This is a genomic window from Endozoicomonas sp. GU-1 (assembly GCF_027366395.1).
Classification (GTDB): Bacteria; Pseudomonadota; Gammaproteobacteria; order Pseudomonadales; family Endozoicomonadaceae; genus Endozoicomonas.
Genome location: NZ_CP114771.1, coordinates 53,621 through 74,831, shown reverse-complemented (window position 1 = coordinate 74,831; position 21,211 = coordinate 53,621). Strand labels below are relative to the sequence as shown.

Here is a 21,211-nt window from a genome sequence, read left to right as displayed (position 1 = left end):
GAGTCAGAAATATATGATTTCATATGGTTAGCTACTTATTGATTTACCCCTGACCACTGCCTGTTAACAAGACACTGGCCACCCGGGTATTCGAGCTGGGTTTGGCTACCGGCTCGCCATCCAGCAGGATACTGTCAACACCGGGGGTATTACCGAACCGCAAATTCACTGGGGGAAAAACATCAAGATTAATGGAAGACCCGGCTCTCTGCACGGTTGAAATCAGCACTTCACCGGTGGCATCCTTGATTTCAACCCAGCAATCTTCTGAGAAATTAATAACAAGAGGCTGAATCAGATCAACAATCGGTGAACTGGACTCATCTATCGTATCAACAACCTCAGAACCGGCCATGGCAATTGGAAGTCCCTCTGACACAACCTCTTCCAGAACAGGTTCATCTTCCAGACTTGGGTCTTCTTTTAAAATTGTGGTGTCATCAGCTGGAACAGCCTCTTCCTCCACGCTCTCACTAATTTCCGCAACAGAGGGGACAGAGACAACACTGGCATCAGTCACCAGAGGCTCAGACACATCCTCAGATACGTCTTCAATAATGGCCACCTCGACCACTGGTTCGATACCCAGCAAGCTATTCCAAAGGTAATAACCAAACCCTCCCAGCGACACAAGCAGCAAAAGCGCAAGCGCATACACTGGAGAAGGTGCACTGTGAGCTCGCAGCGGCTTCAACTTCTTAGAACCCTGTAAACGCGGAGATTCCAGCCCATCGACCCCCATAAAATGGTCAAAGTCCCTAACCAGATCTTCGCCATTAAGCCCCACCAGTTTCGCATAATTACGAATATAGCCACGGACAAATGCCGCCTGCGGCAGGATATCAAACGTGCTCTCCTCAATGGCCTTAACATAACTTTCGGTAATTTTCAGGCTTTCAGCCACTTCAAGGATAGATAGCCCCTGACTGTCACGGGCCCGGGCAAGCACAGCACCGGGAGCAAACGTCTGAATAGCTTCTTCCTGCTGAGTATCCTGTTCACTCATGACCCAATCGACTCCGATAATGCTTCAGCTCCACAGAGCCGGGATACAACCTTTCCAGCTTCAAAGCATAACCTGCCGCTTTATCCTGAGCCCGGTTTGCCCTTGCCAGCTCAATACCCAGTAGCAAGCTGCGAGGACTCTGCTCAGCCGACCCGGCAAAGGCCTGGTAGTGCTGCCACCCTGTATAGAGATTGCCCTGCTCTTTGTAGATAGCGGCAAGCTCCAGATTGGCCCTTGGCAAGTTACTGTTCAGACGAAGAGCCCGGGTAAAGTGATCAACCGCCAGGGAAGACCGGCCCATCCGCAAAGCAACAATCCCGAGGTTTTCAAAGGTTCGACTGCGCTGGGAATAAGCAACATCCCCGGAAGCCAGTTGAAACTGACGATAAGCGTCCTGAAGCCGGTTTCTGGAGAACAGGAAAGCACCAAAGTTATTGCGTATGTCCGCGGCATCAGGGTCAATGGCCAGCGCCTTATTGAACGCCTGCTCGGCCAGCTGATCCTCCCCCTGACGCTGATAAGCCATACCCAGCATGCCATGGACACTGGCCGAATAGGGCTCGATCTCAAGCGCTCTTTCCAGCGGCCTTACCGCTTTTTCCGAGTAACCTTCCTGAAGATAACCCCTGGCCAGATTCATATAGTCCACCACTGCCCTGTTCTCGTTAACAGGCCGACTGTCCGTGGTGACACAGCCTGTCAGTGCCAGAGATACAGAAAACAGTAGTGCAATGGGCCTCAATTTGACTCCCATGCTGATCCCCACATTTGCAATTTATAAATATATCCGGGACGCCGTTGAGAGTAGCAACCTCCGGGAGCCTGTCGGATAACAGATGCATCCCGGACAGCTTATACCTGTCTGGCTGCTATGTAGCGCTCACTGCGCCGGGTCTTATCCATTACATTGCCCACTAACTGACCGCAGGCAGCGTCAATATCATCACCTCTTGTCTTTCTTACGGTGACATTAAAACCAGCCAGCTGCAAACTCTCCTGAAACCGTCTCACTGCATTATTGCTGGGTCTTTCATACCCTGAATGAGGAAATGGATTGAACGGAATAAGGTTTATCTTACAGGGCAGATCTTTCAGCAAAGCAATCAGCTGCTGTACCTGTTCAGGTTGATCATTCACACCGGCAAGCAACGTATACTCGATCGTAACGACCCGTTTACTGTCCGTCAAACTGTTCATGTAATGATGGATGGCATCCAGCAGCTGATCCAGCGGATACTTCCGGTTGATCGGCACCAGCTGGTTTCTCAGCTCATTATTTGGTGCATGCAGTGACACTGCCAGGGAGACATTAGACACCTCACTTAACTTTCTCAGCGCAGGCACAACACCGGATGTACTTAACGTCACCCGACGCTTGGAAAGCCCATAGCCAAGGTCGTCCATCATCAGGTCCATGGCATCAACGACATTATCGAAGTTCATCAATGGCTCGCCCATACCCATCATGACCACATTGGTAATGGATCGATCCATCCTGGCCGGCACGTTGCCAAAATGACGGGCTGCAACCCATACCTGGCCAATGATTTCCGCCACCGTCAGGTCAGAGTTAAAACCCTGCTTGCCCGTAGAACAGAAACTGCAATCCAGGGAACAGCCTGCCTGGGAGGAGACGCACAGCGTTCCGCGGCCATTTTCAGGAATAAATACCGTTTCAACACAGCTGCCACTGGCCACCCGCACAACCCACTTACAGGTGCCATCCTCAGAAAAATGGCTGCTGACCACCTCTGGACCGCGAATTTCAGCATTGGCCTTAAGCCGCTCACGAAGGGATTTACTGATATTGGTCATCTCATCAAAATCATCAACCCGATGATGATGAATCCACTTCAAAACCTGCTCAGCACGGAATTTTTTCTCACCAATAGTAAGAAAGAAGGCTTCCATTTTTTTTCGTGAAAGCCCCAGCAAATTGACTTTGGCTGCCTGAGTGGGCAGCTCGCCAGCCAGTTCACTGGCCTGATCGATAGATGGCTCGATCAATTCTGACATCTTATTAATACCTCAAAGCCATCAGAAGGCCTGCCTCCTGATGGCTTATATTCTCATGTTCACCCCGAACACGGTCAGGTCAGGGCAAACTGACAATTTGTCAGCGGGCTGATTCCGTTAACGTGTTCTGGGGCAAATCTCCGAACCTTCGAAGAAGTAGGCCACTTCACGCTCAGCAGATGCTACTGAGTCAGATCCATGAACCGCATTTTCATCGATGGTCTCTGCAAAATCAGCCCGAATGGTGCCTTCAGCAGCTTCCTTCGGGTTAGTAGCGCCCATCAGTTCACGATTCAGGGCTACGGCATTCTCGCCCTCAAGGACGGATACCACAACAGGCCCTGACGTCATAAACGCAACCAGGTCCTGATAAAATGGACGCTCTTTGTGCTCAGCGTAGAAACCACCCGCCTGCTCGTCAGAAAGATGGATCATCCTGGTCGCTACAACCTGCAAACCAGCCTGCTCAAAACGAGCAAGAATTTTACCGATGACACTCTTGGCTACTGCATCAGGTTTTATAATGGATAAAGTGCGCTCTACCGCCATTACGATCTCCAGATTGTCATTTTCGTGCCCTTTCGGGATTGTTATTACTTATTAAAAACGTACGACTCTCTCAGCTTTCCATGTCTTGGAGCCTGTCGGACTTAAGCGTCCGTAGCGAGGATTGCGAGAAATTTAGGATAAAAATTTCTGTTTCTGAGGAGAATAGCGGGGCTATTTGACGAAGAAGCAGGAATTTTTAGACCAATTTATCGCAACCGCAGTAGGACAGTCTTAAGTCCGACAGGCTCCCTGGCTCAGGCTGTCCTTAGCAGGAGTTCTGGCAGCATTGTATACAATAGAGTCGATAGTGTCAGTTCTTTCAGCCTCAACGCCAAAAAATCACTCTTCCGACTCTTCAATCCAGGCCATCTGAATGGCCTCAAGCACCTTTTCACCACAACGCTCAGGATCATCTTCAAAACTGTCCAGCGCCAGAACCCAGCTTCTCAGATCGACAAAATTGACATACCGGGGATCCACATCCGGATAAGCCTCATAAAGCTCAATGGCAATATCATAAACATCTGCCCACTTTAAACTCATTGCCCCACTCCATGATCATTGCGCTGTCTGTTTCGGGCAAACCCCAAACAGACCAGCAACCGACATCAACGACGTTCAGAAACCTGGTTAATGGTGTACCTGGGAATCTCTACCACCAGCTCCTCATCACCCACCACAGCCTGACAGCTCAGCCGGGACTCAGGCTCAAGCCCCCAGGCCTTGTCCAGCATATCTTCTTCGAGCTCATCCGGCTCTTCCATGCTGTCGAAGCCTTCCCTGACAATGACATGACAGGTGGTGCAGGCACAGGACTTTTCACAGGCGTGTTCAATTTCAATACCATTCTGCAAAGCTGCGTCACACACCGTAACTCCGGGCTCTACTTCGAGAACAGCACCTTCCGGGCACAACTCATCGTGCGGTAGAAAAACGATACGAGTCATTCAGAACTCCTCCAAATCATCTAACTTCTGTCCGGAAAGAGCCTGACGAATACCCTGGTTCATTCGACGGGCAGCAAATTCTTCACTGGACTTGGCAATACGTTCAATTTCACGGGCAATGGACTTGGCATCACCGGTTTCACGGCACTGTTTCAGCGATTCAACATCTGCCAGCAATGCACTGTATTCATCTTTATCGAGCAGTGTCTGGCCATCCTTATCCAGCGCAACTACCAGCGCTTCAACAACCCGATCAGCCTCAACCTGCTGCTCAAGCAGCGCCCTGGCATCACGATCATCACCGGCATGGGCAAACGAATCTTTCAGCATTCGGGAGATATCAGAATCACTGAGACCATAAGAAGGCTTCACCTGAATGCTGCTCTTGACCCCGGTGGACAATTCCTCCGCAGCAACACCCAGCAAACCATCCGCATCCACCTGAAAGGTCACCCGGATTTTAGCACCGCCCGCAGGCATGGCAGGAATTCCACGCAACTCAAACCGGGCAAGGGAGCGGTTATCACGAATCAATTCTCGCTCCCCCTGGAAGACATGAATAGCCATGGCCGTCTGACCATCCTTGTAGGTGGTAAATTCCTGAGCCCGACTGACCGGAATTGTGGTATTGCGATGAATCACCTTTTCCATCAGACCGCCCATGGTTTCCAGCCCCAGGGAGAGTGGAATAACATCCAGCAGCAGCATATCTTCTGCCGATTTATTACCCGCCAGAACATTAGCCTGAAGCGCTGCACCAACGGCCACCACCCGATCAGGGTCAATGGAGGTCAACGGTTGCCTGCCGGAAAATTCCTCAACCCGTTCACGCACCCTTGGCATGCGGGTAGAACCACCCACCATAACCACTTCATCAATCTCATTCGCCTTCAGCCCGGCATCCCGAAGGGATCGCTTGAATGCCCGAAGGGTACGATCAATCAAGGGGTCTACCAGTTCGCTAAACTGCGTGCGGGAAAGCGTACCACGCCACTCACCAAAGTTGACTTCCACTTCAGATCCGTCGGTCAACCCTTCCTTAACCCGACAAGCCTCAACCATCGCTTCCCGAAGCTGCAACGGGTTAATTGAGGACTCATCAACCCCCGCTTCACGAAGCATCCAGCGTGCCACCAGACGGTCAAAGTCATCACCACCCAGGGCAGTATCACCACCGGTGGCCATCACTTCAAACACGCCCTTTTCCAGACGCAAAATTGAGATATCAAAAGTACCACCGCCAAGATCGTAGACAGCGATAATGCCTTCGCCACCCTGATCCAGACCATAGGCAACGGCTGCCGCAGTGGGCTCATTCAGCAGACGATAGACCTTCAGCCCCGCAAGCCTGGCGGCATCTTTGGTTGCCTGTCGCTGGGCATCATCAAAGTACGCCGGTACAGTAATCACGGCACCATCCAGATCACCACCCAGCGTCTCTTCTGCACGACCAACCAGGGAACGGAGAATCTCGGCAGACACTTCAACCGGGCTGACATCACCACGCCGGGTTTTGATAAACGGCATTCCTTCGCTTTTTCCCGAAGCGTCGGTTACAAACCGGTAAGGCAGCACACCGCCAAGGGCATCAACATCCTCAAGCCCGCGCCCCATCATGCGCTTGACAGAGACAATGGTATTGCCCGGGTCAATCAGCGCACTGGCTTTTGCGCTGTGGCCAACATCAATTCCCTGCTCGCCGTAGTGAACAACAGAAGGCAAGGTATGATGGCCATCGATATCAGGAAGCGTCTCAGCAGCACCTGATCGAACAGCTGCAACCAAGGAGTTGGTGGTTCCCAGGTCAATGCCTACAGCACGCTTGTATTGATGAGGTTCCGGAGCCTGTCCCGGCTCGGAAATCTGCAGTAACGCCATATCTGCCTCTTCTCTTCCTGATTAATCGTCCAACAACTCGGATTCCAGCTGTTCCAGTTCAGCCGCCAGCTTTACCATGAACTGCATCTTTCTGACAACCGTTTCTGCCTGTTCAAGATCCTGCTCTGTTCCAGATGACCAGAAGCCTTCAAACCGCTGAAGATATCGAAGAATATCAGCATCCACCTGACCGGCCAGCCTCTCAACTTCCTGCTCAGGATTGGATGCAGACCTGATATCCGCGACAGCCTCACGCAACTCCATCTGCTCCATCAGAAATCCGGGATCCATAATGGTGTTGCGCTCCATATCCACATCACGGCCTGCCAGCTTCAGCAAATAGATCACCCTTGGCAATGGCTGTTTCAACGTGTCAAAGGCCTCATTAACATGGGAAGCATACTGGATAGAGATACGCTGCTGACGCTCATCATCGCCGGCAAACCGGTCAGGATGAACTGCCCGCTGCAACGCACGGTACTGACTGGACAGGTGTTGCAAGTCAACCTGGCAGGAAACAGGCAACTCAAAAAGCTCAAAATAGTTTTTGGTTAAATCAACCACAATGCAATCTATTCCCAAGTCAGAAATGACAAACCCGGAGCATTCAACAGCAAAAACGAACACCCCTTAAACAAATAAGGCCCGACCAGTGAGAACCAGCCGGGCCGGAAGGCAGATCAAAAGTGTCAGCCAACTTCTTGAACAGTATTAACGAAGCCGGAAAGCTTCAAAATTACCGTCAGCCAGCATCAGCAACGTTAAAGCTTTCACCGCAACCACACTCACTGGCAGCATTCGGATTGTTAAACTGCAAACCTTCGTTGAGCCCTTCCTTTACCAGGTCCAGCTCTGTGCCATCCAGGTAAACCAGACTTTTCGGGTCAACAAACACTTTGACTTCGTGATCTTCAAAAACCAGATCATCCTCATCAACTACATCCACAAATTCAAGGACATAGGCCATACCAGAGCATCCCGAAGTACGTACACCCAGCCTTATGCCGAGTCCCTTGCCTCTGCGGGAAAGCTGCCCTTTGATGTGACGGGCAGCCGCAATGGTTACGGTAATTGCCATTTAAAACTCCATCCACTTCCGGGAAACCAAACGATTCCACCGGCTATATTCCTGCACTATTTAAAGACAGCACTTCCGCACATGAATACCCGGAACCGCATCAGGCAGCTGGAGCTGCATCATCATGCTTCTGCTTGGCCCGATAGTCATCGATTGCCGCCTTAATGGCATCTTCAGCCAGCACCGAACAGTGGATTTTAACCGGTGGCAGTGCCAGCTCTTCGGCAATATCGGTATTCTTGATGGTTGCCGCTTCATCCAGCGTCTTGCCCTTCATCCACTCGGTTGCCAGAGAACTGGAAGCAATAGCAGAGCCACACCCATAGGTTTTGAAGCGTGCGTCTTCAATAACGCCTTCATCATTAACCTGAATCTGAAGACGCATAACATCTCCACAGGCTGGGGCACCGACCATGCCAGTGCCCACGCTTTGAGAATCCTGGTCAAGCTTACCTACGTTGCGTGGATTCTCGTAGTGATCGATAACCTTTTCGCTGTATGCCATTTTTCTCTCCTCTGAAGTTTTGTTTGTGGCAAAACTTCATAAAAATCAGTGTGCGACCCATTCAACCTGACTGAGGTCAACGCCATCTTTGTACATATCCCATAGCGGTGACAGCTCTCTCAGTTTTGCAACCGCTTCTCTGATCTCTGCTACGGCATGATCCACTTCAGCCTCTGAAGTAAAGCGCCCCAAACTGATCCTCAGGGAACTATGGGCCAACTCATCACTCAAGCCCAGGGCCCTCAGCACATAAGATGGCTCAAGGCTGGCGGAGGTACATGCCGAGCCAGAGGAGATCGCAAGGTCTTTCAGGGACATCATCAGAGACTCCCCTTCAACAAAGGCAAAGCTGATATTCAAAATCCCCGGAACCCGCTGTTCAAGAGAACCATTCACATGGACTTCTTCCAGGTCAGACAGCTGGGAAAGCACTCGATCTTTCAACACCGCCAGACGCGCTCTTTCTGAATCCATCTCCGCCGCAGCAATACGGCATGCCTCACCCATACCAACGATCTGGTGAGTGGCCAGAGTACCGGAGCGCATACCTCGCTCATGACCGCCACCGTGCATCTGGGCTTCCAGACGAATTCGGGGCTTGCGGCGCACATAAAGAACACCGATTCCTTTAGGGCCATAGAGTTTATGGGCAGAAATGGACAACAGATCAACTTTCATCGTTGCCATATTCAGCGGAATTTTGCCGACGCTTTGTGCCGCATCCACATGAAAGACAATCTTGCGTGAACGGGTCAGATCACCAATGGCTTCAATATCGTTGATCACACCAATCTCATTATTGACGTGCATCAAACTCACCAGAATGGTGTCATCACGCAAGGCATTTTCCACCATTTCCGGCGTGATCAGGCCATCGCTGTCAGGCTCCAGGTAGGTGACTTCAAACCCTTGCCGCTCCAGCTGACGGCAAGGGTCCAGTACCGCCTTATGTTCAATTCGGGAGGTGACAATGTGCTTGCCCTTTTTGCTGTAAAAATGAGCAACACCTTTAATGGCCAGATTATCGGATTCAGTAGCACCGGACGTCCAGACAATCTCTCTTGGATCAGCATGAATAAGATCGGCAACCTGACGACGGGCATCTTCAACAACCTCTTCAGCACGCCAGCCAAAGACATGGGAGCGGGAAGCCGGGTTACCAAAATTACCTTCAAGAGAGAGGCACTGAATCATCTTCTCAGCCACTCGCGGGTCAACTGGCGTTGTTGCGGAATAATCGAGATAAATAGGTAATTTCATCTGGTACATCTCCAGGCGGTCAGTACGCTCAATACCCTTGATTCGCAAAGGGTTAAAATCATCATGCCACTACACACGCATCTTGAAAGCTCTGTAAAAAGATGCCTTACAGGATGGTGTCAGCGGCAATTTTGTTGTCTTGCTGCTCATCCTGACGAATAGCAACACTTTGCACTTCCCTGCGCGCAACAAGATCAGCGAGGCTGATCCCTCCAAGAAACGAATGAATCTGCTCACTCAGGTCCTGCCACAAGTGGTGGGTCAGACAGGTTACACCTTTCTGGCAACCGCCTGCCCCCTTGCACTTTGTAGCGTCTACGGACTCATTAACAGCATCGATCACCTGGGCAACATAAATAGCTTCAGTACCACGACTGAGTCGGTAGCCTCCCCCGGGCCCCCGCACACTGCAAACCAGATCACCACGACGGAGCTTGGAAAACAGCTGTTCCAGGTAAGAGAGAGAGATTTCCTGACGATCCGATATATCTGCGAGAGAAACCGGCCCCTGATCGGAATGAAGTGCCAGATCCAGCATGGCGGTCACCGCATAACGTCCTTTGGTCGTCAATCTCATACAGCATCTCTCTTGCTATTCAGGCAGAGTTATCACTCTTTATCCGTTCATGATCACCTTAAGCCCAGGATTCTTAACTGTGACTCCCCGGACAGCAGAATATTTACAGACTCAAGGTACTTGCGAAGCATTATGAAATACCTTAGCAAAACAGTCAACTATTAGCGATAAAACTTAAACAAATTGTCAAATAAATCGGAGATGAAAAAGATGTTAAAAAGCAGATTCATATATTTTTTCGGCATTTTATAGAAAGCAGTTCCAACTTTCAAAGACACTTTTCCCAGTAGCTGGCACACCACAATTGACCAGCAAATTCCCCTCCTGCTGAGTTAGTTTCACTGACAACAGCGTTAACCGGGGATCTTTTAGAGAAAATACCTGTCTAGAAACTGCGACTCCCTCACAAAGGAATCAACCGAGAACCATTAAGTAATCGTATATTTCTGGCTAAGTGGGCAGTTGCTATGCAAGGCGCAACGTAGGGAGCATAGCCGTAGCTATGTGACCGGAGTTGCAACGCCGCAGAGTGACTGCCCACTTAGCCAGAAATATATGATTTCATTTGGTTAACTACTTATTTACCCAAGGATTGCAACAATGGATACTCAACTCTACACAGCCCTGATCCAAAGCTTTTCTGCACAACTCGAGCAACGCCTTTTAGACGATACATATCGACTGGACACTGAACACACATGCCTGATAAGCAATAGAAGAAGGGTTATCTGCATTGTCAACGAAGAGATTGGCGAACACAAAAACAGCCCACTCAATCTAGCGCTTGCGAAGGCATTTTACGACAAACTCCCTCCACAGATTAAAAGCCTCGCGCAACTCAGGGTTGCACCGCACAACGCCAGCAAATCCCTGGTCAGGCCAGCCAATGATGCAACACTAAAAGAAAAATACCCGGCTCCTGACCCACGAACGGCATCAGCCAATGCATCATCCAGATCTGAAAACCTGCTGACGGATGAACACTACAAAAGACTTAAAAGCCTTCTGGAAAACCAGACAGATAGTGCGTACTTTAACGATGATGCCGAAGCCATTACATCGCTGGATGGGCAAATTCACTACATGCCCGGAAAAAATGGTGAGTTCAAAATAGATTTAACCTGTGCCAAACTACCATATTACAGAGCCATAAAAGAACATTACACTGAATGGACAAAAGCAACATCTGCCGCCCAATGGGATAAACCTGCGTTACGGGGCAAAGATAAGACCTTTCCCAAGAATCATGCCAAGGCAACACCAGGTTTGCTAAAAGCATCTATACCGCACACGCCTCACAAAAAACCTCTTGCAACACGCAAAAGCTCACCCATCAAACAAAAGCCCCTTGAACCGCGTGAATATCAAAGCGAAAAAAAACTGACACAACCAACAATAACTGCTGCACAACCCCCTTCAGGGAAGGTGCAATGGCAAATCCAACAATTCCTGGACAATATCGATGCTGAAATTGATCTGATAAACATTCCCGGCCCTGATAATGCTTCTCGCTGGGCCCCCAAGACAAAATCACGTATTCGCAGCGCACTCAAAAAAACATTTGCTCTCTACCGCGAGCAATTCAAAAGCGGTCAATGGTGCAATAACACCCAGAAACTGCAGAATGATTTAGACAAATTAAAAGAAATGCAAAGAAGCATGTACCATGCAGCCAGATCACCCGACGCAAAACCAGAAGACCTTCCCCTGAAAGGCATTAAAAACAGATACTATGATTGCCTGCCAATCTCACAAAATCAGTGTGAAATACATAACCAGACTTATCTCTTTTTCGTCACTGCCTACCAGCTTATTGGCGAGGATGCTCTTCGCCCGGAAACACACCCTATAACGAACGAAGAGATTGAAGAAAAACGTAAAATTCAAAATAGCCTTATACATCTTCGTAAGGAACGGGCAGATCTTGAAAGTCTAATAAGACAAACAGCCATCGACAATAAAGAAAAACGTGCCACTATTGAAGACCTAAAAAAGGAAGACCCAGAAGCCCATAAAAAAAAGATAAAGGAGAAAGCGGAGTCTATTTTTCTTAATGAACTACTCCTACAGGGACATAAAGAAGATTTAGCCAAGTTGCAAGATCAATTGCATCGTGAGGAAGAAAGAATACAAGATATAGAAAGCAAAGAACGTGCAAAAGCTATTAACCTGGCCAAGGACTGGAGCAGCTTCTATAAATACCAACTATCAACAAAACAAACAGACAATCGCACCAGACACCTTCCAGAGGAATTTAATAATCCCATTGATCGTGGAAACACTTTCCCTTCATGGTTATTTGGTATTCCAGATGAGCTACACGTAAATTATGACATCATTCCCAAATCATCAATGGCAAAGGTATTGCAACAGAATTGGACGGCTGTCTGTGTCGACCAGAATGCTAAACATTTCTGCACACTGGTAAAACGAACCGATGGATCAATAGCCGAGCTCAATGACAGTTGTGTCAACCCAAAAAGATTTCCAAATGTGCAAGCGATGATTGCGTACTTCATGGACCCAGACTGCAAATTTGGAATACGAATCCAAAAGGATTGAGAATAGACAACACGAAGTTAAGATTAACAATGCCAATCGTCAAAATGGCCATCGCTGGCAATGCAGAATATTACTGAGGAGAGATAAAAATCTGGTAGTCGGTACTGGACTTGAACCAGCGACCCCCACCATGTCAAGGTGGTGCTCTACCAACTGAGCTAACCGACTGAAGTGCCGCGCATATTATCAACACTTCTAAAAAATGCAATACCTTCAGTTTAAATTAACTCACAGCTACGGTAGCGATGAAGTAATTTCCTCTTTCACAGGTGCAAAGTCTTCTTTCTTTAACTCTGGCAATGGCCGCACCTTGCACTCAAGACCATGGTCTTTTAACACCTGGCACAAAGTATCAAAGCGGGAATCCACTTCATGCAGATGATCCAGCATAGCCGAGATGGCATGGGCGGTAGGGTCAGGCATTTCAGATGTGACGGCATAGGCATCAAAACCCATTTTCTCCGCCATCTTTTCCGCATTGGCATGACGGCGTTCACCATTGCTATCCGTCACCTCCGACTTCTTCACAATCCTGCCGGGAATACCAACAACGGTTGCCCCCGGCGGAACTGCACGCACAACCACCGCATTTGACCCAACTCTCGCTCCTTCTCCTACCACAAATGGTCCAAGCACTTTTGCGCCAGCTCCCACAACGACGCCATTAGCCAAAGTCGGGTGCCGCTTACCCTGGTTCGCCGGATGCTCCTTGCCCTTATTGGGAGAAGTACCTCCCAGCGTCACACCATGATAAAGAGTGACATCATCGTGTATGACCGCCGTTTCTCCAATAACAACCCCCATACCATGATCGATAAAAAAGCGTCGACCAATGGTAGCGCCCGGATGTATCTCAATACCGGTTAACCAGCGATTAAATGTTGACAGCATGCGCCCCAGCCAGAAAAACCCCGACGTCCAGAGTTTATGCGACACTCTGTGCAGCAATAACGCGTGCAGCCCGGGGTAGTTGGTAACCACCTCGAAGGTGTTCCGTGCCGCCGGATCCCGGTCCATTACTGTTTTAATATCTTCTTTTATTCGCTCAAACATGGTCTGCGCCTGTCTGTTATTATCCCTGCCCTGCTCATTCTGTTTCTTTCGTGGCAAGACATCGCTGGGTTTCTGACAGAACCCCCCGAAGAATACTCAGCTCCACACGATCCGGACGAACCCGCCCATAAAGGCGACGCAATTTGGCCATAATCTTCTCGTGACTGCTGTGATCGAGAAAACCAATCTCCAGCAACACCTGGTACAGATGGTCATAGTAACGCTCCATATCCTCCATATTTGCCAACTCATGGCTGCGGGGCTCGGGCATCTCAAGGGCATCGGCACTGAGCAACTGCATCATCCGCAACTCGTAACAGAGTACCTGTACCGCCGCCCCCAGATTGAGAGAGCTGAACTCTTCATTGGTTGGGATATGAACCTGCAGATGACAGCGTCGCAACTGATCATTGGTCAGGCCTTTATCTTCCCGGCCAAAAATCAGGGCAACCTTATGGGTCACTGCTTCGTCAATAATGCTCCGGGCACATGTTCGGGGGTCCACCAGCGGGAGAGAAACGCCTCTTACCCGGGCGCTGGTACCCACCACAAACTGACAATCCGCCAGGGCCTCATCCAATGTTGCACAAACCCTGGCATTTCTCAGGATATCGTCAGCGCCAGAAGCCAGCGCTGTTGCGGTGCCGGATGGAAACTCATCCGGCGCGACCAGACATAACTGGCTTAACCCCATGGTTTTCATGGCACGGGCGGCAGCCCCGATGTTACCGGGATGGGAAGGATTGACCAGTACTATGGAAATATTCTCGGAAAAATTGTCGAGCACCGCAGGAATCTCTAGCTTCGTAGTATCAGCCAGTCAGTGTACTCAAATTACGGCCAATGCCAAGCTTATAGTAAAACTACCGACCGGCAGGCGCACATACTCCATTGCAAGTTAAAGGGCATCCTGTCAGAATGCGCCCCCACTTTTTCGTGAAAATGTTGCCTCCTCTGAAAGACGGTCATTTTCACAGTCCAGGATACAATCGGATCGTTGAATCCGGTACAATCCCACCCCCATACGATCTTTCACATTTCAGATGTAACTAAGCCTATGCAACCGATGGTTAATATGGCGCTGCGTGCAGCACGCCAGGCTGGCGAAATCATAGCCCGCGCCTACAAAGATCTCGATCACGTTAATATCGAATTCAAAAGCCGTAACGACTTTGTAACTGAGGTGGACAAGGCTGCTGAGAAGGCCATTATCGCCTCTCTGAGCAAAACCTACCCTGACCATGGCTTCTACGGTGAAGAAAGCGGACACCGTGAAGGCAAGGGTGAAGGTAAAGATTACCTCTGGATCATCGACCCGCTTGACGGCACCACCAACTTCATCAATGGCATCCCTCATTTTGCGGTTTCCATTGCGGTTCAATACCGCGGACGCCTTGAGCACGCCGTTATTCTCGACCCGCTCAAGGAAGAAGAGTACTGCGCCAGCCGTGGCCACGGTGCCACCCTGAACAGCAAACGCATTCGCGTTGGCAACCGGAGAAATCTGGACGGCGCACTGATCGGTACCGGCATCCCATTCATGCAACCGGGCATCAACCACCTGGACAGCTACCTGAACATGATGAGAACCCTGCTGGGGGATACTGCTGGTATCCGTCGCGCTGGCTCTGCGGCCCTTGACCTGGCTTATGTGGCTGCCGGTCGTCTGGATGCATTCTGGGAAATCGGCCTGCAGGACTACGATATGGCCGCAGGCGTACTGATGATTCAGGAAGCGGGCGGACTGGTTGGTGACTTCAAAGGTGGTCATACCTACATGAAGAACAACCAGATCGTTGCCGGCAACAGTGGCTGCTTCAAAGAAGTACTGAAGCGCATCAGACCTTTCGTTACCGAAGGCATGTTCCGCTACTGACTCCATGTAGAGTGAGGCTATTCCGCCTCACTTCTCCCTTACCTCAGTCAGATCTTCCCTGCCCATGATCAGCAGGCAATATATTTTCCAGCTTCTCCTTACCGATCGTTTTGAACACCAGATCGTCGGGAAACAGGCGGGAAAGAAAATCCCCCCCTCCCTCTTCATGCGCTGTCGCGGTAACGAGCGTGAGCAATTTCCCTCCCTCCAGCCCCTGCAAAGATTGCTTGGTATGAGCATCCAGCACAGACACCATGGCACGGTCATAGAAAGCACCATCGTAGTTAATCATGGTATCAAAATCGTCAATAATCACGACATAATGACAGTCAGGATTGGTCTGATGATTACGCCGCTGTGCAAATACATCATTCAGCGGTCTGGTGCGTTCCCTGGATTTGACCACATCGGTGGCCGACACATAGCTGCAAAAAGAACCAAACTCATGGTTCGCCAGGGCAGCCAGTGTTGATTTACCACTACCCTGAGGACCGGTAATAAGAATACGCAGGGTAGAGCGGGAATCATCCCGCTTAAAATCAGCCAGCGTCGTCTTAAGCTGACTGACCATTTCTGGTAAATAGCCATCATACTCGAAGCTTTTCCCCGCCAGGGACATGAAATTACTTTTCCCAAACTGCGGCTGAACCCGGGTAAAAGCCCATTTGAAATCAGCCGTGCAGACATCCAGTGTCGCTAATTGACTGAGCGCCTGAGGACAAAAAAAAGTGTCACTCTCTGCCAGCCCCTGCCCCCTGCGCAGAGCAGATTGCATCGCCTTCTCCACCAGGGATCCCAGTTCAGCACCACTGAAGCCAGCGGTATTTTTCGCCAGCTCTTCAAGAGAGACATCCGGATTCAACATCCCGCCATCCGACAGATTCCTGGTCTGAATCTTTAAAATCTGAAGACGCTGGTCGCCTTCTGGCAAATTAAACTTCATCTGCATATCCATGCGCCCGGGGCGCATCACGGCCGGATCAATCAGGTCTGGCCGATTGGTTGTGCCGAAAACAATCAGGCCACTTTGCTCCTCAATTCCATCCAGGCAGGTCAGAAACTGATTAACGACTTTATCCCCGGTGCCATTATCGCCCGCCCTCCCCCTGGCCGGCAGCATCGAATCGATTTCGTCAATTAACACCAGACGAATACTCTGTTTATTTTCCGGACCATCATCTGAAAAAATCGCTCTGACCCGTTGCTCTGACTCACCGACATATTTGTTAAAAACCTCCGGCCCGGAAATAATCCGGGTCGATACGGTAAAGCCATTTTCCTTGAGTAAGGACTCAATAACCCGGATAAACAGCGTTTTACCCGTACCCGGAGGCCCCGAAAGAATCCCACCCCTGGTCAGTTGGCATTTCATGGTATTTTTCAGCTTATCCGGCACCAGTCGTGGACTGATAAACGCATCTATAAACTGTCGAATGGCCTCATTCGCACCACCAATACCGTAAGCTTCACCATTGTAGTCAAACTTTTCGGCAAGCTTCCCGATATTGATGGCCGCAGGAATATCAGTAATGTTCAGTTTTTTTCTTAAACTGGCATTAACGGTAATACTCGAAACCCGGGCATCCCTGGCCAGCAGGCCAACAGTCGACTCCCGGACATCGCCAGTGGATCTGAGCGTTACACTGGCCACCAAAAAATGATCACCATCCTTGAATAAATAGGATCGGGAGTCTTGCAGTGGACAACCGGAACGGTGACACATTTGCAGAAATGCCCCTGAAATAGCTTGCCAGGTCTTGGTCACTGGCTCGCGCCCACCGGAGGCCCGGGGGGCACTTTTGGCAGTCGTGAGAAGCTGAATATGAAGCGCCACTGAATCCCAGCAGTCATCAGTGACAACCACCGGCGTTAAATCAATCGTCATCTCAGAGGAAGGCAGTTGGCAATTACTTCTCATCACCTGCGTTAAACAGGCTGTTTCAGGGGCAACATCATTTCGTCTCAATACTTTTACCACCTGGGTGGAGCCATTTCTGCCATTCAAACACGCATAGGTAGAATCAAGTGGTGTCCCATTTGCCACAACCACACTGTTCGGTTCTGGCCCGGTAAGCCATTCGTCCCTGTACTTGTCGGTGTTGAATCTGCTGCCACCGGTTTCTGTTGTTACTGCCTCAATACCGCCATTCAGTTTAACCTCAAACTTATCGGACAATACCTGTATGATGTTGTCACGACGCCTGAGACGGTCACCACCCTCGCCAGGAGAATGCTCAGAACAATGCACCTGCGGTCGTCCAAACAGTGTTTCCCGATCTTTCATGTATTGTGAATATTGCGAAGCAGAGTCTTGTGAAGGTCTCACAGAGCGGCTATCAAAAGAACCATCTGCCCCTCCACGGGCACCCGAATCTGTTCTGCGATGGTTAACGGTTACATCATGACCATATGGATGAAAATTATTTCCCGTAAACATAGCAACCTCTTTAATTGGTATTTATGGTGCCCTGCCTTGCAAGAAACTTACTATAGACCAAAAAAAAACCGGCAAAATTGCCGGTTTTTAACCTCTTCAACCCGATGCGTTATGGCATTTGCTCAGAGTCTTCATTTTCCTTCACCGGAACAATCAGATCTTCCCTGCTGATTCTCATGTAGATCAGCATATTGGATGCGATATAAATAGAGGAATAAGTACCCACACCCACACCCACAATCAATGCCAGGGCAAAGTTATGGATCATTTCGCCACCGAACAGGAACAGGGCCAGCAACACCATCAAGGTGGTACCGGAAGTGGCCAAGGTACGCCCCAGAGTCTGGGTCAATGAGACATTGATCACCTCATCGGCATCCCCTTTTCTCAGCTTGCGGAAATTCTCACGGATACGATCATAAACAATAATGGTGTCGTTCAGTGAGTAACCAATCACTGCCAGCAGCGCCGCCATCACCGTCAGGTCAAACTGCAACCCTAACAGGGCAAACAGACCCAGGGTAAAAATCACATCGTGAGCCAGGGACAGAATCGCACCAACGGAGAATTTGAACTGAAAACGGAAAGCGATGTAGAGCGTAATCAGCAACATGGCGAACAGCATACCAAGGCCGCCCTGCTCCCTCAGCCTCTCACCCACCTGGGGCCCGACAAACTCAACGCGCACAGCCTCAACGTTGCCGTCATAGTTCTGCCCCAGAAGGCCGGCAACTGATGCCCCCATTTTCGGATCATCGCCGGGAATACGAACCAGAATATCCTCGGCCGAACCAAACTCCTGAACGACAACGTTATCATAACCGGCAGTTGCCAGCTGATCACGGATATCAGCCGTTTTCACCGGCTGATCATACACCAGCTCAATCAGCGTGCCGCCGGTAAAATCCAGCCCCCAGTTAATCCCCTTAACCGCAAGAGCACCAACAGAGCCCAGCATTAACAACAGCGACAACACCGAAGCGTAGGAGCGTAGCCGCATGAAATTGATGACTTTCAAATCATTCACCACTGCCACCTCAAATATACAGTTTCTTCAGGTTACGACCGCCATGGGTCAGGTTGACCAGGCCACGGGTCAGAACAATGGCTGTGAACATAGACGTCAGAATACCGATACACAGGGTGACCGCAAAACCTTTGATTGGCCCGGTTCCCAATGCAAACAGGATGATACCCACCAGCAGGGTGGTGATATTACCGTCGAAGATGGAGACAAACGCCCGGTCAAAACCGTCATGGATCGCCCGCTGCACCGGCCGACCACCGCGAATCTCTTCCCGAATACGGGAAAAAATCAGCACATTGGCATCCACCGCCATACCCAGCGTCAACACAATACCGGCGATACCCGGCATGGTCAGTGTGGCACCAAACAGACTCATCACCGCCACCAGCAGCACCAGGTTCATGGCCAGGGCAATGTTTGCCAGCACGCCAAACACCCGGTAAACCACAACCATAAAGATCAGCAGCAGAAACAGACCGATAACGGTGGAATGAATACCCATCTGGATATTCTCCGCACCCAGGCTTGGACCCACCGTTCTCTCTTCAGCGAAATACATCGGAGCTGCCAGGGAACCTGCTCTCAACAACAACGCCAGCTCAGAAGCTTCGGCAGTGGAGTTCAGGCCGGTAATACGGAACTGATTACCCAACGCGCTCTGAATGGTGGCCAGGCTGATAACACTCTCATCCTGCTGGAAACCCGGGATTGTTTCCTTAACCTGCTGACCGTCAACTGTTTTGGTGACCACTTTGGTCACAGGCTTCTGCTCAATAAAGATAACCGCCATGGCCCGCCCCACGTTATTACGGGTCGCGCGGTTCATGACAGCACCGCCATGACTGTCCAGATTGATATTAACCTGCGGCTGACCGGTCTGGGCATCAAAGTTGGACTGGGCGCTGGACACCTGGTCGCCGGTAATGATGATATCCCGCTCAAGATCCACCGAAGGACGACGGGCATCCCGGAAACTGAACGACTCAGTGCTGGCCCTGGAAGCATTGGGCAACGCCTCAAGACGGAACTGCAGGTTAGCAGTCTTACCCAGAATACGCTTGGCTTCTGCCGTATCCTGAACGCCGGGCAACTCAACAACGATGCCGTTACGACCCTGACGCTGAACCAATGGCTCGGACACACCCAGCTCATTGACACGGTTACGGACCGTGGTCAGGTTCTGACGCACCGCATAATCTTCAATCTCTTTAATGGCCGTTTCAGAGTAGCGATAGGAAAGTACAGGGCGACCATTAACGTCAGCGTTCTCAACCGTCAAATCAGGAAAATCTGTGTTGATCAGGCGGGCAGCCTGGTCACGGGATGACACGTCATTAAATGCCAGCTGTCGTGCACCATCGGCACGCTCAGGCATGGTGCGATAGCGGAGCTTGTCTTTACGCAGGGACGTTCGAATTTCGGAGGTGGCAATATCCATTTTCAGCTGCAAGGCTTTTGCCGTATCGACCTCCAGCAGGAAGTGAACACCCCCTGACAGGTCAAGCCCGAGCTTCATGGGGTATGCCCCGATAGCAGTTAACCATTCCGGCGTCGTCTGGGCCAGATTGATGGCAACAATATAGTCATCCCCAAGCGCTTCTTTGATCAGCGATTTTGACAACTGCTGCTGATCAGCACGGTTCAGACGAATCAGCAATGCCTTGTCGTCAAGTTCAACAGACTTGATATCAACATTGGCCGCTGCCAGAGCCTTTTCAGCACGCTGCTGAACACGCTCATCCATCACTCTGGACGAACTGGCACCCGTCACCTGTACTGCCGGGTCTGCGGGGTAAAGATTGGGAAGGGCATAAATAAACCCGAGACCTACGATGACCAGAATCAGCAGGTACTTCCACAATGGATAGCGATTGAGCATGGCTCACCGGTTCCTGATTTAATAGTGATGCGCAATAGCGGCATTGTTATACGGCCTTTACCGGGAAAGTCTTTTCCGGGCTTCAGGCCTATGGCACAGTCCATTTGGTAAAGAAAGCAGCCAAACAAGGCTGCTTTTCTAAAACTTATTTGATGGCCTTGATGGTACCTTTGGGCAGGGTAGCGGCCACAGAACCTTTCTGGAAGTTCAGTTCCATATTGTCGGCAACCTGCAGGGTCACAAACTCGTCCGTTACATTGCTGACTTTGCCAAGAATACCGCCAGTGGTGACCACCTCATCACCCTTGGCCAGACCGGCAATCAGGTTTTTGTGCTCTTTAGCACGCTTGCTCTGGGGGCGCCAGATCAGCAGCCAGAAGATCAGCACAAAACCACCCAGCATGACCAGCTGCCCGATCATACCCGGGCCAGCTGCCGCAGCAGCCGCACCACCTTCTGCCGCAGCATGTGCCTGACTGATGAAAGGAATCATTCCAATACTCCTAATCGTATTATTACCGTTGACGCAGCAATTTACCTGAAAAACAACCAGTCCGGAAC

The 21,211-nt window shown here is 50.3% G+C and carries 20 protein-coding genes and 1 tRNA gene; 2 read left to right on the top strand and 19 right to left on the bottom strand.

Features of this window, described 5'->3' with window-relative positions; genetic code table 11:
• Positions 1-43 precede the first annotated feature (43 nt).
• From O3276_RS00420 to iscR, 12 genes are all read right to left on the bottom strand, one after another.
• On the bottom strand, positions 44-1,006 hold the full coding sequence (locus O3276_RS00420; RefSeq protein WP_269673870.1) for a RodZ domain-containing protein: 963 nt from the start codon (positions 1,004-1,006) through the stop codon (positions 44-46).
• Entirely contained in the window at positions 999-1,760 is a 762-nt protein-coding gene (pilW, locus tag O3276_RS00415; RefSeq protein ID WP_163371854.1) for a type IV pilus biogenesis/stability protein PilW, read from the bottom strand. The genes O3276_RS00420 and pilW overlap by 8 nt, the downstream gene beginning before the upstream one ends.
• A gap of 98 nt (positions 1,761-1,858) precedes the next feature.
• Complete coding sequence (gene rlmN, locus O3276_RS00410) at positions 1,859-3,022, bottom strand: dual-specificity RNA methyltransferase RlmN (RefSeq protein WP_269673869.1); 1,164 nt, start codon at positions 3,020-3,022, stop codon at positions 1,859-1,861.
• A gap of 117 nt (positions 3,023-3,139) precedes the next feature.
• The gene (gene ndk / locus O3276_RS00405) at positions 3,140-3,571 is read right to left on the bottom strand and encodes a nucleoside-diphosphate kinase (RefSeq protein ID WP_101746258.1); all 432 of its coding nucleotides are present in this window, start codon (positions 3,569-3,571) and stop codon (positions 3,140-3,142) included.
• A 339-nt stretch (positions 3,572-3,910) separates the two neighbouring features.
• Positions 3,911-4,114 (bottom strand): Fe-S cluster assembly protein IscX, encoded by a 204-nt coding sequence (iscX, locus tag O3276_RS00400; RefSeq protein ID WP_209199592.1) that lies wholly within the window; start codon positions 4,112-4,114, stop codon positions 3,911-3,913.
• A gap of 65 nt (positions 4,115-4,179) precedes the next feature.
• Entirely contained in the window at positions 4,180-4,518 is a 339-nt protein-coding gene (gene fdx / locus O3276_RS00395; protein ID WP_101746260.1) for an ISC system 2Fe-2S type ferredoxin, read from the bottom strand.
• Positions 4,519-6,396: a Fe-S protein assembly chaperone HscA gene (hscA, locus tag O3276_RS00390; protein WP_269673868.1), complete on the bottom strand. Its 1,878-nt coding sequence runs from the start codon at positions 6,394-6,396 to the stop codon at positions 4,519-4,521.
• A 21-nt stretch (positions 6,397-6,417) separates the two neighbouring features.
• Positions 6,418-6,960, bottom strand: a complete 543-nt coding sequence (hscB, locus tag O3276_RS00385; protein WP_269673867.1) for a Fe-S protein assembly co-chaperone HscB — start codon at positions 6,958-6,960, stop codon at positions 6,418-6,420.
• A gap of 178 nt (positions 6,961-7,138) precedes the next feature.
• Entirely contained in the window at positions 7,139-7,474 is a 336-nt protein-coding gene (gene iscA, locus O3276_RS00380; protein WP_101746263.1) for an iron-sulfur cluster assembly protein IscA, read from the bottom strand.
• A gap of 100 nt (positions 7,475-7,574) precedes the next feature.
• A complete protein-coding gene (gene iscU / locus O3276_RS00375) occupies positions 7,575-7,979 on the bottom strand; it encodes a Fe-S cluster assembly scaffold IscU (RefSeq protein ID WP_066016291.1) in 405 nt (134 codons plus the stop codon).
• Positions 7,980-8,024: 45 nt separating this feature from the next.
• Positions 8,025-9,239 (bottom strand): IscS subfamily cysteine desulfurase, encoded by a 1,215-nt coding sequence (locus tag O3276_RS00370; RefSeq protein ID WP_269673866.1) that lies wholly within the window; start codon positions 9,237-9,239, stop codon positions 8,025-8,027.
• A 106-nt stretch (positions 9,240-9,345) separates the two neighbouring features.
• Positions 9,346-9,816 carry a Fe-S cluster assembly transcriptional regulator IscR gene (gene iscR, locus O3276_RS00365; protein ID WP_269673865.1) on the bottom strand — a complete coding sequence of 157 codons (471 nt, stop codon included), beginning with the start codon at positions 9,814-9,816 and terminating at the stop codon, positions 9,346-9,348.
• Positions 9,817-10,416: 600 nt separating this feature from the next.
• On the opposite strand from iscR, the gene O3276_RS00360 reads away from it, so the two are divergent.
• Positions 10,417-12,378: a hypothetical protein gene (locus tag O3276_RS00360; protein WP_269673864.1), complete on the top strand. Its 1,962-nt coding sequence runs from the start codon at positions 10,417-10,419 to the stop codon at positions 12,376-12,378.
• A 92-nt stretch (positions 12,379-12,470) separates the two neighbouring features.
• Here the strand turns inward: O3276_RS00360 and O3276_RS00355 are convergent.
• The 3 genes from O3276_RS00355 to O3276_RS00345 all read right to left on the bottom strand — a co-directional run bounded on the left by O3276_RS00355 (position 12,471) and on the right by O3276_RS00345 (position 14,218).
• A tRNA-Val gene (locus O3276_RS00355) sits at positions 12,471-12,546 on the bottom strand.
• 66 nt (positions 12,547-12,612) lie between these two features.
• Positions 12,613-13,431: a serine O-acetyltransferase gene (gene cysE / locus O3276_RS00350; protein ID WP_269673863.1), complete on the bottom strand. Its 819-nt coding sequence runs from the start codon at positions 13,429-13,431 to the stop codon at positions 12,613-12,615.
• 34 nt (positions 13,432-13,465) lie between these two features.
• The gene (locus O3276_RS00345) at positions 13,466-14,218 is read right to left on the bottom strand and encodes an RNA methyltransferase (protein ID WP_269673862.1); all 753 of its coding nucleotides are present in this window, start codon (positions 14,216-14,218) and stop codon (positions 13,466-13,468) included.
• Positions 14,219-14,488: 270 nt separating this feature from the next.
• On the opposite strand from O3276_RS00345, the gene O3276_RS00340 reads away from it, so the two are divergent.
• Positions 14,489-15,307: an inositol monophosphatase family protein gene (locus O3276_RS00340; RefSeq protein WP_269673861.1), complete on the top strand. Its 819-nt coding sequence runs from the start codon at positions 14,489-14,491 to the stop codon at positions 15,305-15,307.
• Positions 15,308-15,350: 43 nt separating this feature from the next.
• Here the strand turns inward: O3276_RS00340 and O3276_RS00335 are convergent, their stop codons facing one another.
• The 4 genes from O3276_RS00335 to yajC all read right to left on the bottom strand — a co-directional run bounded on the left by O3276_RS00335 (position 15,351) and on the right by yajC (position 21,143).
• Entirely contained in the window at positions 15,351-17,744 is a 2,394-nt protein-coding gene (locus O3276_RS00335; RefSeq protein WP_269673860.1) for an AAA family ATPase, read from the bottom strand.
• A gap of 109 nt (positions 17,745-17,853) precedes the next feature.
• Positions 17,854-18,771, bottom strand: coding sequence for a protein translocase subunit SecF (gene secF / locus O3276_RS00330; RefSeq protein WP_101746270.1), 918 nt, complete (start codon positions 18,769-18,771; stop codon positions 17,854-17,856).
• Positions 18,772-18,781: 10 nt separating this feature from the next.
• Positions 18,782-20,650 carry a protein translocase subunit SecD gene (secD, locus tag O3276_RS00325; RefSeq protein ID WP_269673859.1) on the bottom strand — a complete coding sequence of 623 codons (1,869 nt, stop codon included), beginning with the start codon at positions 20,648-20,650 and terminating at the stop codon, positions 18,782-18,784.
• A 145-nt stretch (positions 20,651-20,795) separates the two neighbouring features.
• Positions 20,796-21,143 carry a preprotein translocase subunit YajC gene (yajC, locus tag O3276_RS00320; protein ID WP_101746272.1) on the bottom strand — a complete coding sequence of 116 codons (348 nt, stop codon included), beginning with the start codon at positions 21,141-21,143 and terminating at the stop codon, positions 20,796-20,798.
• Positions 21,144-21,211 lie beyond the last annotated feature (68 nt).